This is a genomic window from Bergeyella zoohelcum ATCC 43767 (assembly GCF_000301075.1).
GTDB lineage: Bacteria > Bacteroidota > Bacteroidia > Flavobacteriales > Weeksellaceae > Bergeyella > Bergeyella zoohelcum.
The window spans coordinates 126,162-140,201 of record NZ_JH932293.1; the positions used below are offsets into that span (position 1 = coordinate 126,162).

The following is a 14,040-nucleotide window of genomic DNA, read 5'->3' on the forward strand; positions in this document are numbered from 1 at the left end:
ATGTATCATTCTTAAATATGTAATATTACGCTTCTGCTTCTGGCGTTTCCTCTGCAGCAGATTCTTCCGCTACTTCCTCAGTAGTTGCCTCTGCATTAGCTGCTTCTTCTGCCGCTTTCAATTGTGCTTCTTTAGCCGCAATTCTATCAGCATTTACTTTTTGCTCCGCCTCGAAAGCTGCTTTCTTAGCTTCTGCTTTAGCATTGGCAAGACTATCTTTCTTACCTTGTACTTTAGCTTCTTTTTCTTCTAGCCAAGCGTTAAATCTCTTTTCAGCTTCTGCCTCATCAAAAGCCCCCTTAGCTACCCCACCTTGAAGGTGTTTTTTATACAATGCTCCTTTATAAGAAAGGATAGCACGAGCCGTATCTGTAGGCTGAGCACCATTGTTTAGCCACTGTACTGCTGCATCTACATTAAGCTCAATAGTTGCAGGGTTAGTAATTGGGTTATAAGTTCCTAATTTTTCAATGAACTTACCATCTCTTTTTGCACGAGAATCTGCTACTACGATGTGGAAAAAAGGCTTTCCTTTTTTACCATGTCTCTGTAATCTAATTTTTACTGACATAAAATTTTGGTTTTATGGGAACTCGTCCCTTGTTATAATATTTGAAGTGCAAAGATAAAAAAATATTTGAAATGAAATTTAACAGCGTTATATTTTTGTTTGATATATTTTCCACTTGGTGTTTGGGATACTTTGCCAAAGTGCTTTAAAATTTTCTTAAGACTCAAGAAATTTAAGCAAAACAAAAAGTCAATACAAGTTCATAAAAAAAGCTACTCTTAAGAGTAGCTCTAATGAATTTATCCAGCAGTTTCCTCCTCGGTAACAAAACTTTCTTCTGTGATATATCCCGCTTTTTGAAGAATATTGTACCACTGTGCCAATTTCTTAATATCCGAAATATACACTCTATCTCTATCATAATCTACTAAAGCTTCTTCCATGAATTTTCTCAGTTCGTCATCAGAAGACTTATGAGAAATAGTTTCATTGTATCCGTTTGCTTTTGCTATATTATGAAACACTTCAAATAACGGAACTTCTGCTTCAGTAGTAAACATGGCAATATTGTCCAATAAACTTACCTGACTATTATTCCCAATGCTCATTTTCTTCTTGGAAATAACATCTTCTATGATAAAGCCATTTCTTAACTGAGATACCAACTTATAAAGTCCCGGTTTTCCAGAGATGGAAATAATTTTTTCTAATTTCATATCGTATATTAATTATATTATTCTTTATTATTTAGGAAAACGCATTTTATAGTTCACATTTACCTCGCCATTCATTATTTTTTGGAGCTTCCCTTTTACCAATTTCTTTTTCAATGCCGAAAGATGATCTGTAAACAAAATCCCCTCTAAGTGATCATATTCATGCTGAATCACTCTTGCTCTAATGTCTGAAAAGGTCTCTTTATGATACTCAAAGTTTTCATCCCAATATTCTATTGTAATGGTTTCTTTTCTTTTCACATCTTCTCTCACATCAGGAATAGAAAGACAGCCTTCATTAAATTTCCACTCCGCACCCGTCTCCTCTATCATTTGGGCATTGATGAACACTTTTTTAAAATCTTTCAGTTCATCAGCAATATCTTCATAGTCCTCATCTTCTGCCAGAGGAGTTACATCTACCACAAACAGACGAATATCCAGTCCTATTTGAGGAGCTGCAAGACCAATACCATTAGACGCATGCATGGTCTCCACCATATTATCTATTAACTCCTTCAGTTTAGGATAGTTTTCATCAATATTTTTTGCTTTCTTCCGAAGCACAGGATCTCCAAAAGCACGAATAGGAAGTATCATTTCTGTATTTGTTCTAAAAAATTCTGTAATAAAATGGTGGCACTCACCTTATCAATAAGTTCTTTTTTCTCTCTCTGTTTTTTATTTTTCCCACTTTGGCTGATGAAATGAGATGCAATTTTAGAAGTAAACCTTTCATCTAATCTCCTCACTTCCACCGCAGGAAATAACGCCTGAAATTTCTGAATAAAAACCAATATTTCTTGCTCTATTTCAGAAGGATTCCCACGCAAATCCACCGGTTGTCCTACCACTAAAATATCTACTTTATTCCATGAAAAATACTGCTCAAAGAAAGAAAATAATTTCTCCGTAGGCACAGTATCCAAGCCACTGGCAATAATTCTCATATCATCTGTAGCCGCCAGACCACATCTTTTACCTCCATAATCCAAGGCTAAAATCTGTCCCATAGTGGGCAAATTTACAAAAATTATTTTAGGAGATGATGCTTTGCGAATCAAAAATCACTCTGCAGAAAAACAAAGTACTGGTTTAAATTTTTCTGACAATAATTGTGTTAAGATGTGATAATCGGTAAGCAGTAGGCAATAAACCTTACATCAAAAGCCCTTGCACTTTTCACTTTGTACAATTTCTAAATAGCTTGAAAAAAAATGATTCGGTTTAATCTACACTATAAAGCCTCCTTTCTTACCCCCACCTCCTTAACAACACATGTACCTGATTTACAAATTATTACAAAATATTTCAAGAAATATTAAACAAAAAATAAAAATTTATTTTTTAGGTTACCCTAAAAATATTAATTTTGCTAACCTAAAATATTAAAATAAGTGCAAATTAAATAATTGAAAAATCAACAATAATAAACATTTAAATCCAAAAATAAAATGAAAATCAATCACACACTTCCAGAGCTTCCGTATGATAAAAACGCTCTAAACCCGATTATTACCGAGGAAACTTTTGACTATCACTACGGCAAGCATCACGCTACCTATGTAAACAACCTTGCTGGATTGGTAAAAGATACCGAATGGGCGGAAAAAGACATCGTGGATATCATCCGAAAAAGCCACGCACAAAACAATGTAGCTATTTTCAACAATGCGGCTCAGCATTGGAATCATTCCTTTTTTTGGAATTGCCTGTCGCCCGATGGCGGAAAAAATCCTACGGGAAAAATCTCCGAACTCATTAACCGCGATTTCGGAAATTTTGAAAATTTTAAAGAACAATTCTCTACCACTGCCGTAAAATTATTCGGTGCAGGTTGGGCGTGGCTGGCTCAAAATCAAGAAGGAAAACTAGAAATTCTCCCAATGAAAGATGCCTACACTCCGCTTACCGAAAACAAAACCCCTATCCTTACCCTCGATGTGTGGGAACACGCCTACTATATCGATTACCGAAATGCAAGGCCTAAATTCGTAGAAGGCTTCTGGGAATTGGTCAATTGGAATTTTGCTAACCAAAATCTGAAATAATATGAGCGAAACATGTATGAACCACATTAAAAACTATTGGGAATCACTTACTACTGATGCTAATCATTTTTTTCATAAAAAAAATTTTACAGAGGCCTTAATAGGCTATAAAAACGCCATGTACAGAGCAGAAGTACTGAATAATAATCTCTCTGATTGTCTCAGGCTTCATATTCCTTTTATGCAGATTTATATCATTTCTTGTAATAACTTATCTAACACATATAAGGAATTACAGAGATACAATGATGTGATTAATATCATGGAACGCTGTATTTACTATTTATTGCGTCTAATGACAAATCACATCTGTAACACGGAGGAGGTTCAAAGGGAACTGCAAAAAACTTATATCAATTATGTCTGCTTTTTAGAAAAATATGATACGGAAAAGTTTCATAAAAATTTATTGTACAAAACCATCAAAGAAAAAGTAGAACAAAATAAATTAGAAAAACTCAGTAGAAAACACATTCAGTACAATTAAAAAACCAATAAAATGACCGATAATCACCTTTATACAGAACTCAAACGATACACCCACAATTCACCATCTGAAAAAGGCACAATAATCCGATTTATTCGTAACGAAAAAGATTTACAGAAGATTGATATTCAGGAAAATTTAAAATCAGAAATTCGTCAATCATTCGACAAAAAAGAGAATAAACATTGGTGTCTTTGGCAAGAAGAAAAAAGTTTGCTGGTAGCCGTTTCTAAAGATGAATTAGAAGATTTAAGACAAATAGGTGCGAATGTTATAGGCTCATTACAGCCTTCCGCTGCCTCTCCCTCTACAGAAGTGGTATTCGAAAATATAGAAATGTTTTCCGAAAAAGAAAAATACGCTCTCTTGGAAGGTATGTTGCTTAGCAGTTATCATTTTGACAAGTATTTATCCAAGAAAAAAGATAGTAAAATCACGCTATTTATTTCAGAAACCGCAGTTTCAGAACAGCAATACAAGGAACTTAATATACTTCTCGAAGCCATTTCCCTCACCAAAAACGCAGTGAATGAACCTGCTAATTATATGGACGCACTCAAATTTTCAGAATGGGCACAAGAAGCAGGCGAAAAATTCGGTTTTGAAACGGAAATTCTTCATAAAAAGCAAATCGAAACCCTGAAAATGGGCGGTTTGCTTGGGGTAAATAAAGGCTCGGAAACACCACCCACTTTTAATATTATGCACTACAAACCGAAAAATGCAGTAAATAGTCAGCCATTAGTTTTGGTAGGCAAAGGCGTAATGTTCGATACGGGCGGTTACTCACTCAAAGTGGGTGGAGTAATGAGTACAATGAAATGCGATATGGCAGGTGGTGCAGCCGTTCTAGGAGCAATGTGTGCCATTGCAGGGAATCAATTACCTTATTATGTCATCGGTATTGTACCCGCTACGGATAATAAAATCAGTTCCAATGCCTTAGTGGTAGATGATGTAATTACCATAATGGACGGCACAACGGTAGAAGTGCAAAATACCGATGCCGAAGGACGGCTTGTACTCGCCGATGCACTGTGCTATGCGAAAAAATTCAACCCCGAATTGGTGATTGATGTGGCTACGCTCACAGGAGCTTCGGCAGCAATCACTGGCAGTTTTGGTATTGCAGGACTTTCCAACCACCAAGAAAGTATCGATGCTCTAAAATCCATTGGCGAAGAGGTTTATGAACGCATTGTACAGCTCCCTCTTTGGAAAGAATATGCCGAACTCATAAAATCTGATATTGCCGACCTTAAAAACATTGGCGGACCAATTGGCGGAGTCAGTACAGCAGCTAAATTTTTGGAACATTTTACCGATTGCCCTTGGGTGCATCTCGACATCGCAGGAGCAGCTTTTCTCAAAGACAAAAAAGGCTATAAACAAAGCGGAGCAACCGCCGTTCCTGTAAGATTGATTTATGAATTTGTGAAGAGTAAATGTTTTAAAACCAAATAATAAAATTAAGATAACCAATAATATACCTCTATTACTTCATGCGAGGCTTCACCTACTCATATGATTAATAACAAAGGTAGGTCTCGCATCTGAAGCATCACCCCCAACCCTAATAATTACTAAAATGACCGTATCAAATCACATGACCGAACCTCTTTTAATAGAAAACAAAGACCGCTTTGTCATTTTTCCTATACAGCACAACGATATTTGGCAATTCTACAAAAACGCCGAAGCCAGTTTCTGGACAGCAGAAGAAGTGGATTTGTCGCCCGACCTCCACGATTGGCAAAACAAACTCAACGACAACGAACGATTTTTCATCTCGCGGGTGTTGGCGTTTTTTGCCGCCAGCGATGGCATCGTCAATGAAAACCTTGCCATCAACTTCCTCCAAGAGGTGCAATATCCTGAGGCACGATGTTTCTACGGATTTCAAATTATGATTGAAAACATCCATTCCGAAATGTACTCGCTCCTCATCGATACTTATGTAAAAGACCCTATCGAAAAAGACTATTTGCTTCGTGCCATCGAAACCATTCCGTGCGTTACCAAAAAAGCAAAATGGGCGTTGCGATGGATTACCAAAGGAAGTTTTGCCGAGCGACTCATCGCCTTTGCTGCCGTGGAAGGTATCTTCTTTTCAGGAAGTTTTTGCTCTATTTTCTGGCTCAAAAAACGCGGTTTGATGCCAGGGCTCACCTTTTCCAACGAACTCATCAGTCGGGACGAAGGTTTGCACTGCGATTTTGCTTGCTTACTCTATGCCAATCACCTACAAAACAAACTTTCGGAAGAAACCGTAAAAGAAATCATCGTAGATGCCGTTGCCATCGAAAAAGAATTTGTTACCGATGCACTCCCTGTAAAACTCATTGGGATGAATGCCGAACTGATGTGCCAATACATTGAGTTTGTTGCCGATAGATTGCTCGTTGCCTTGGGTTGTAATAAAGTATGGAACGCCACCAATCCGTTTGATTTTATGGAACTTATTTCTCTGCAAGGAAAAACCAATTTCTTTGAACGGCGTGTGGGTGAATATCAAAAAACAGGCGTAGCACAAAGCAGTAGCGAACAAAACGCTTTTTCACTCGATGAAGATTTTTAAGTAATTGTTAATTAACAATTAATCATTAACCATTAAAAAATGAAACTCCCCATTTTTGCTTACGGAAACAATGTGCTGAAGACTAAGGCAGAAGCTGTAACACCCGATTTTCCCAATTTGAACGAACTCATCGACAATATGTGGGAAACGATGGAAAAAGCCAATGGCTGTGGATTGGCAGCACCACAAGTGGGTAAATCTTTGCGGTTGTTCGTTGCCGATTCAAAAGTACTTTACGATGTGATGAACGAGGACGAACGAGCCGAACTTTTTGAACCCAACGATACAGGTATTCGGCGGGTGTTTATCAATCCGCAAATAAAAAATCTTTCCGAAGAACAATGGGAAGAAGCAGAAGGCTGTTTGAGTTTGCCCTTTTTATCAGGAAAAGTAGCCCGTTCGTGGTCGGTGGAATTGAGCTATCAAAACGAACAATTTGAAACCATCACCGAAACTTTTAGCGGAATGACCGCACGCGTGATTCTCCACGAATACGACCACTTGGAAGGCATTCTCTACATTGACCGAGTGAAACCCTTGGCGAAAAAACTGATGCAATCCAAACTCCAAAAACTATTGAAAGGAAATCTAGTTCCTGCTTATGCTATGAAATTCAAATAAAAAAAGAAATGTTTGTAATAAAGAGAAACGGAAAAAAAGAAGCCGTTCATTTTGATAAAATTACGGCTCGTATTCATAAACTCATCTACGGCTTATCAATTTCGGAAAAAGATGTCATTGAAATTGCTAAAAAAGTCATTCAAGGGATTTACGACAATGTTACCACTACCGAACTGGACAACCTTGCGGCAGAAACCGCCGCTGCACAAACTACCATTCACCCTGATTTTTCGGTCTTGGCGGCACGCATCGCCGTGAGCAATTTGCACAAAAACACTCTCAAATCGTTTTCAAAAACCGCTCAATTGCTCTACGAATACACCGACCCCATAACCCAAACCCACGCACCTCTCATCTCCGAAGAAATTTATAAAATCATTCGTAAAAACGCCGATGAACTCGACAGCAGTGTTATCTACGACCGCGATTATAATTTTGATTACTTCGGATTTAAAACCTTAGAGCGTTCCTACCTCATTCGTACCAATGGAAAAGTAACCGAACGCCCACAACACCTCTTTATGCGTGTAGCCTTGGGCATTCACAAAGAGGATATTCAGGCGGCCATCGAAACTTACAACCTAATGAGCGAAAAATGGTTTATACACGCCACGCCAACGCTCTTCAATGCGGGTACGCCCAAACCGCAAATGTCGTCGTGCTTCCTACTCAGTATGACCGAAGACAGCATCGCGGGGATTTTCGACACCCTCAAACGCTGTGCTTTGATTTCGCAATCGGCGGGTGGTATTGGCGTAAGCATTCATAACATTCGTTCTACAGGGAGCTACATCAAAGGTACAGGCGGAATTTCCAACGGCATTATTCCGATGCTTCGCGTGTTCAATGACACCGCTCGGTATGTAGATCAAGGCGGCGGCAAACGCAAAGGTGCTATTGCCGTCTATATCGAACCGTGGCACTCGGATATTTTTGATTTTATTGATATTCGTAAAAATCACGGTAAGGAGGAGATGCGCGCAAGGGATTTATTTCCTGCCCTTTGGATTTCTGACCTCTTTATGCAACGCGTAGAAGCCGACCAAATGTGGTCGCTCTTTGACCCCAACGAAGCACAAGGGCTGTACGAGGTGTATGGCGAAAAATTCAACGAACTTTATACCACTTACGAAAACGAAGGAAAATTTCGCAAGCAAATCAAGGCACGCGAACTCTGGACAGCCATTCTCGAAGCTCAAATCGAAACCGGTACACCTTATATGTGCTACAAAGATGCCGTGAATGAAAAATCAAACCAAAAGAACATTGGTACGATACGAAGCTCCAACCTCTGCACCGAAATTATGGAATACACCAACGCCGATGAGGTAGCGGTGTGCAATTTGGCTTCCTTGGCATTGCCTCGCTATGTTTCGGACAAGGGCTTTGATTTTCAAAAACTCTATGAAGTAACCAAAATCGTTACGCGAAATCTCAACAAAATCATTGACGGAAATTATTATCCCATTCCCGAAACCAAAACTTCTAACGACCGCCACCGTCCGATAGGTTTAGGTGTGCAAGGATTGGCAGATGTGTTTTTACTTCTTCGTTTGCCCTTTGAAAGTGAAGCAGCACGAAAGCTCAATAAGGATATTTTTGAGACCATTTATTTTGCTTCGATGGAAGCCTCGATGGAATTGGCAAAGGAGCAAGGAGCGTACAGTTCGTTTGCGGGTTCGCCTCTTTCGGAAGGAAAATTTCAGTTTGATTTATGGCAAGTAGCCCCTTCTGACCGCTGGGATTGGGAAAAACTTCGCAACGAAGTGATGACCCACGGCGTACGCAATTCGCTCCTTTTAGCACCGATGCCCACCGCCTCTACTTCGCAGATTTTGGGCAACAATGAGTGCTTTGAGCCTTACACCAGTAATATTTATAACCGCCGTGTGCTTTCGGGTGAATTTGTGGTGGTGAATAAATTCTTACTCAAAGACCTCATCGAATTGGGCTTGTGGAACCCCACGATGAAAAACAAGCTCATCGCCGAAAATGGCTCGGTGCAAAACATTCCTGAAATCCCCACCGAACTGAAAGAATTGTACAAAACCGTTTGGGAAATCAAACAAAAAACCATTATTGATATGGCGGCGGAGCGAGGTGCCTTTATCTGTCAGTCGCAGTCGCTCAACCTCTTTATGGCAGAGCCGAATTTTGCAAAGCTCACCTCAATGCACTTCCACGCGTGGAAAAGCGGACTGAAAACGGGTATGTACTACCTCCGTACCAAAGCCGCCGTAGATGCCATCAAATTTACCGTAGATACGCAGATACTTTCAGGACAATCACAAGTAGCTTGCTCACTAGACAACCCAGAGGAATGCCTAGCATGTGGGAGCTGAATAATTAATAATGAATAACGCTGTTCCAACAGAGAAAAATAAATTTTGGTCAATCAGAAATGATATTTAGTCATAATAAAATGATATTTAGTCGGAAAAAAATGGTATTTGGTCAGCCAAAAATAAATGTTTGATATAAAAAAATAGATTTTGGTCAATGAAAAATGAATTTCGGTCAGCCGAATATAATTTTTTGACAAAAGGAACTGATATTTTGATGTAAAAAAATGGATTATCAACTTTAATAATTCATTTCTGCAGGTTGATGATTCATTTCTGACACTTGATAAATCGTTTCTGAAGGTTGATGATTCATTTCTAACATTTGATAAATCATTTCTGCAAACTAATAATTAAAAAATATAGAAAGATGACAGAAGCACAACAAGCCATCATCAGCATTGCCCAAGGCTTGGACGAAGCTAATGCAGTGGTCAAGCCTTCATTTGAAGCTCAGTTTGAAGCACTGGTTGAGTATATAGATGATTTGATTCAAAGGGATTTTAACAAGCTCATCAGTATTCTTTATCGGGTAGATGTTTCTGAAGAGAAGCTCAAGAGAGCCTTGCACCAAAATCCGGAAATACCAGCCAGCCGTATCATTACCACGATGCTGTTAGAGCGGGAGCTAGAGAAAAGAAAATGGCGAGCAATGTATCCTACAAGGAAATGAGTTTAGTAATGAAGATATAGATTGAAATAAAATGAAAACCTTATCATTGTTTTTATTATTTTTGCTCAGAATCATACTCCATTTAGATTATTAACAATACCGATGAAAACCATCTATATTTCTGGCTCCAAAAGTGAATCTAATAGACTTTTAATATTACAAAAGCTACTGGGCAATATAAAAATTGAAAATATATCTAACGCCAAAGACACTCAGCTTTTATTCCATGCTCTAAACGAGGATAGCGAAGTGATAGACATTCATCATGCAGGGACAGCAATGCGTTTTCTTACTGCTTATTTGGCAATTCAAGAGGGACGCATCAGTACCCTCACAGGCTCAGAAAGGATGAAACAAAGACCTATTCATCATTTAGTGAATGCACTTCGGGATTTGGGAGCCGATATAGAATACATGGAAAATGAAGGATTCCCTCCCCTGAAAATTCGAGGAAAAAAACTCACGAAAAATTTAGTTCAAATTCCTGCCAATATCTCCAGCCAGTTCATTACCGCTCTCATGCTCATCGGTACAAAAATGGAAAGAGGGCTCACCATTCGGCTCTTGGGAAAGGCGACCTCTCTTCCGTACATTGAAATGACCATGAAAATATTGCAAGAACTGGGGATTAAAGTAACTCAAAAACAAGAAACCGATACGAATAGCCGTGAAATATCGAGCCTTTATATCTCTCCCTCTACCCATCGAAGTACGATAACTAAATTTATAGTAGAGAGCGATTGGTCTTCGGCGTCTTATTTCTATTCCACTGTAGCAATAGGAAAGAAACTCTTGAGACTCAAAAACTTTAAAAGAAATTCCCTACAAGGAGATTCCAAAATCACAGCCATCTATGCATCATTCTTTGGCGTAGAAACCATTTTTAACGAGGATGAAAGCATACTACTCCGCCCCATAGAAAACTTCAATTACCCAGAACGCATTTTAATGGATATGAATGATTGCCCTGACATCGCTCAAACGCTTTGTGTAACCGCCTCTGCAATGAAAATACATTTTCATATCACAGGACTTTCTACCCTAAAAGTAAAAGAAACAGACAGACTGATTGCCCTCCAGAATGAACTCAAAAAAATAGGAGTAGTTACAGAAATTACAGATTCCTCTATCCGCTCTATAAGTTTCCACCCTACCTCTGCACCTGTTTCCATAGCTACTTATGAAGACCATCGGATGGCAATGAGCTTCGCACCACTGAAACTCCTTCAAGACATAGAAATACAACATCCTGAAGTGGTAGAAAAATCATATCCTAACTTCTGGAAAGATTTTTATCATGCAATTCATTAGAAATTGTACAATGATTTTAGAAATTAGAATTGAGAAATTAGAAGCTAAGCAATTACGCCACTGCCATAGCATTCTTCTCCTACATACCAAGCTGCAAATTGCCCAGAAGCTACCGCACTCTGAGGGTTTTCAAATTCTATGTATAAAGCGTCTTCATACTGATGAAGCAATGCACTCTCTAATCCCTGACGGTAACGGATTCTCGCCATTACTTCCATGGTTTCTCCATTTTCTAAAGCCTTATCTTGGCGTACCCAATGTACTTCATTCCTATTAATTCTCACCACTTTTTTCCAAAGTCCAGGAAAAGCATGTCCCTCACCTACAAATAAAATATTATTTTCTATGTCTCTGGAAATAATAAAACAGCTTTCCTTGTGTCCACCGATGCCGAGCCCTTTGCTCTGCCCGATGGTATAAAACTGCACGCCCTGATGTTTGCCAATCACTTTACCATCTTCTTTTTGGTATCTCATTTCCGATGATAAATATTCTAGCTCCTCTTTTTTAGACGAAAACAATGGTAGTTCACGATGAAACCCTTCATAATCACTAAATATTTCCACGATTTCCCCCTCCTTAGGTTCTAGCTGTTGTTTCAAAAAATCGGGCAATCTTACCTTTCCGATGAAACAAAGCCCCTGAGAGTCTTTTTTTCCAGCAGTAACCAGCCCTGCTTTAGCCGCTATTTCTCTTACTTCTGGTTTTGTGAGTTCGCCTATCGGGAACAATGCTTTACTCAGCTGCTCTTGACTGAGCTGACATAGGAAATAACTTTGGTCTTTATTATGATCTTTCCCAGCAAGAAGCTGGTAAATCTCTTCTCCACGCTCATCAGTAAAAGACTGTACCCTTGCATAATGTCCTGTAGCCACTTTATCCGCTCCCAGAGAAAGAGCCGTCTGAAGAAAAACATCAAATTTCACTTCCCTATTGCACAAAACATCAGGATTAGGTGTTCTTCCCTTAGCATATTCATCAAACATATAATCTACAATGCGTTCCTTGTACAGCTCACTCATATCAATAACCTGAAAAGGAATACCAAGTTTCTGTGCTACTAAAAGTGCATCATTAGAATCCTCTATCCATGGACACTCATCTTCTAAGGTCACTGAAGCATCATTCCAATTTCTCATAAAGAGTCCTATTACCTCATGCCCTTGCTCTTTAAGAAGATATGCAGTAACACTAGAATCTACACCACCTGATAAACCTACTACTATTTTCATACTATTTTACTTTACCGTGAAAAACTCCTGCAAAATTACAACAATCCTTCGATAAAAAAACTTTATATTCGTCCCATAAAAACTCATATTATGAAAAAAATCATATCTGTTCTTACTATTGCATTATTTTCAAATACTTTCGCACAGGAACAATCTGAAATAGAAGGCAAAAGGTGGGTCTATGGCGGCGGCATAGGACTCAATATAAATAACGGATTAAGATCTACTGGGAACGCTTTCTCCCTAATGATATCTCCTAAAGTAGGCTACCTCATCAATAATCATTTCGAAGTAGGAGTAAATGGTAATTACACTTGGTATAATTCTAGCTACACTCGAACCAATATGCTAGGAATAGGTCCCTATGCTACCTATTATTACCATAGAAGCTATTATGGCACTGTACTTTTTCAGCAATATTTTATCAATGAAAAATACAAATCTGCCCGTACAGAAAATTTTAATACGAGCGAATCTGCACTATATATTGGTGGTGGATATATACAGCAAGTAGGCAACCATTCTTATATGCAATTGGGGCTTATGTACAATGTACTAAAAAATAATCCATCCGTTTTAGGAGGTGCCCTTATACCGAATGTGGGGCTCATCATAGGAATATAACTTTCTTCTAAAACTACTCAATGATAGAACATGTTTTTAAAACAATTTAAACAATGGAGGAAATACAAAAACTAAACATTAGCAACTTAGACATTAACTTATTAATAGACAAAGCCATAAGCTATGGAATAAAAATCGTAGCGGGACTTTTAATTGTTGTCATCGGATTTTGGCTGGCCGCTAGGGTTTCTAAGTTCATTAAAAAGAAACTAAACATACAATCATTATCTTTATCACTCCAAAAATTTATAGGTGATATCATCGGTATGCTCATAAGAATTCTAGTTATTCTAGCAGCAATGAATACCATGGGCGTAGAGACTACTTCATTTGTAGCACTTTTAGGTGGTCTAGCGGTAGGCGTAGGGATGGCACTTCAAGGTTCTTTATCTAACTTTGCCGGTGGTCTATTAATCCTTGTGTTCAAGCCTTTTAGAGTAGGTGATGTAGTAGAAGTAATGGGAAATACTGGTACAGTGGAAGAAATATCCATCTTACAAACCATCATCCTAAAGGCAGATCTTAAAACCGTAATTCTTCCTAATGGAAATGTATTCAATAACGCCATTATTAATTACTCCAAAACAGGTGTGAGACGAGTGGAAATCACGATAGGAATAGGCTATCAAGATGATTTTGACAAGGCCAAAGAAGTGCTTATAGAAGTAATGAAGAATGAGCCTCTACTCCTTCACGATAAAGGCTATGTTCTTGAAATCAATGACTTTGGGGACAACTCTGTAAATCTCGCCATGTATGCTTTCACCGAATCGAGCAATTTTTTACAAGCAAAATGGCGTCTTAATAGAGCCACCAAACTGGCTCTTGATAAACATGGCATCAGTATTCCGTACCCACAAAGAGAAGTACATGTCATCAAATAAAATTTCTTAA

General features: G+C 38.5%; 15 protein-coding genes. 10 read left to right on the plus strand and 5 right to left on the minus strand.

Annotated elements, in window-relative coordinates; all coding sequences use genetic code 11:
- Positions 1 to 25: 25 nt before the first annotated feature.
- The 4 genes from HMPREF9699_RS00605 to ruvX form a co-directional block, all read right to left on the minus strand.
- Positions 26 to 571, minus strand: a complete 546-nt coding sequence (locus HMPREF9699_RS00605) for a 30S ribosomal protein S16 (RefSeq protein WP_002661506.1) — start codon at positions 569 to 571, stop codon at positions 26 to 28.
- Between the two features lie 239 nt (positions 572 to 810).
- Complete coding sequence (locus HMPREF9699_RS00610; RefSeq protein ID WP_002661507.1) at positions 811 to 1,227, minus strand: DUF5606 family protein; 417 nt, start codon at positions 1,225 to 1,227, stop codon at positions 811 to 813.
- A 27-nt stretch (positions 1,228 to 1,254) separates the two neighbouring features.
- Complete coding sequence (gene def / locus HMPREF9699_RS00615) at positions 1,255 to 1,827, minus strand: peptide deformylase (protein ID WP_002661508.1); 573 nt, start codon at positions 1,825 to 1,827, stop codon at positions 1,255 to 1,257.
- Positions 1,824 to 2,240, minus strand: a complete 417-nt coding sequence (gene ruvX, locus HMPREF9699_RS00620; RefSeq protein ID WP_002661509.1) for a Holliday junction resolvase RuvX — start codon at positions 2,238 to 2,240, stop codon at positions 1,824 to 1,826. The genes def (HMPREF9699_RS00615) and ruvX overlap by 4 nt, the downstream gene beginning before the upstream one ends.
- 441 nt (positions 2,241 to 2,681) lie before the next feature.
- Between ruvX and HMPREF9699_RS00625 the strand changes: the two genes are divergently transcribed.
- From HMPREF9699_RS00625 to HMPREF9699_RS00660, 8 genes are all read left to right on the plus strand, one after another.
- Positions 2,682 to 3,278, plus strand: coding sequence for a superoxide dismutase (locus tag HMPREF9699_RS00625; RefSeq protein WP_002661510.1), 597 nt, complete (start codon positions 2,682 to 2,684; stop codon positions 3,276 to 3,278).
- A gap of 1 nt (position 3,279) precedes the next feature.
- Positions 3,280 to 3,765 carry a hypothetical protein gene (locus HMPREF9699_RS00630; RefSeq protein WP_002661511.1) on the plus strand — a complete coding sequence of 162 codons (486 nt, stop codon included), beginning with the start codon at positions 3,280 to 3,282 and terminating at the stop codon, positions 3,763 to 3,765.
- A 12-nt stretch (positions 3,766 to 3,777) separates the two neighbouring features.
- Entirely contained in the window at positions 3,778 to 5,229 is a 1,452-nt protein-coding gene (locus HMPREF9699_RS00635) for a leucyl aminopeptidase family protein (protein ID WP_002661512.1), read from the plus strand.
- A gap of 124 nt (positions 5,230 to 5,353) precedes the next feature.
- The gene (locus HMPREF9699_RS00640) at positions 5,354 to 6,343 is read left to right on the plus strand and encodes a ribonucleoside-diphosphate reductase small subunit (RefSeq protein WP_002661513.1); all 990 of its coding nucleotides are present in this window, start codon (positions 5,354 to 5,356) and stop codon (positions 6,341 to 6,343) included.
- 39 nt (positions 6,344 to 6,382) lie between these two features.
- Positions 6,383 to 6,964, plus strand: a complete 582-nt coding sequence (def, locus tag HMPREF9699_RS00645; RefSeq protein WP_002661514.1) for a peptide deformylase — start codon at positions 6,383 to 6,385, stop codon at positions 6,962 to 6,964.
- Between the two features lie 8 nt (positions 6,965 to 6,972).
- Entirely contained in the window at positions 6,973 to 9,306 is a 2,334-nt protein-coding gene (locus tag HMPREF9699_RS00650; RefSeq protein ID WP_002661515.1) for a ribonucleoside-diphosphate reductase subunit alpha, read from the plus strand.
- Between the two features lie 370 nt (positions 9,307 to 9,676).
- On the plus strand, positions 9,677 to 9,979 hold the full coding sequence (locus tag HMPREF9699_RS00655) for a hypothetical protein (RefSeq protein WP_002661516.1): 303 nt from the start codon (positions 9,677 to 9,679) through the stop codon (positions 9,977 to 9,979).
- Positions 9,980 to 10,081: 102 nt separating this feature from the next.
- Positions 10,082 to 11,290 carry a 3-phosphoshikimate 1-carboxyvinyltransferase gene (locus HMPREF9699_RS00660; protein WP_002661517.1) on the plus strand — a complete coding sequence of 403 codons (1,209 nt, stop codon included), beginning with the start codon at positions 10,082 to 10,084 and terminating at the stop codon, positions 11,288 to 11,290.
- A gap of 44 nt (positions 11,291 to 11,334) precedes the next feature.
- Here HMPREF9699_RS00660 and mnmA read toward each other — a convergent pair whose 3' ends face one another.
- Positions 11,335 to 12,522, minus strand: coding sequence for a tRNA 2-thiouridine(34) synthase MnmA (mnmA, locus tag HMPREF9699_RS00665; RefSeq protein WP_002661518.1), 1,188 nt, complete (start codon positions 12,520 to 12,522; stop codon positions 11,335 to 11,337).
- 90 nt (positions 12,523 to 12,612) lie between these two features.
- Here mnmA and HMPREF9699_RS00670 point away from each other — a divergent pair, with 90 nt between their 5' ends.
- A complete protein-coding gene (locus HMPREF9699_RS00670; RefSeq protein WP_002661519.1) occupies positions 12,613 to 13,146 on the plus strand; it encodes a hypothetical protein in 534 nt (177 codons plus the stop codon).
- Between the two features lie 53 nt (positions 13,147 to 13,199).
- Positions 13,200 to 14,030, plus strand: coding sequence for a mechanosensitive ion channel family protein (locus HMPREF9699_RS00675; protein ID WP_002661520.1), 831 nt, complete (start codon positions 13,200 to 13,202; stop codon positions 14,028 to 14,030).
- The last annotated feature ends 10 nt before the right edge of the window (positions 14,031 to 14,040 follow it).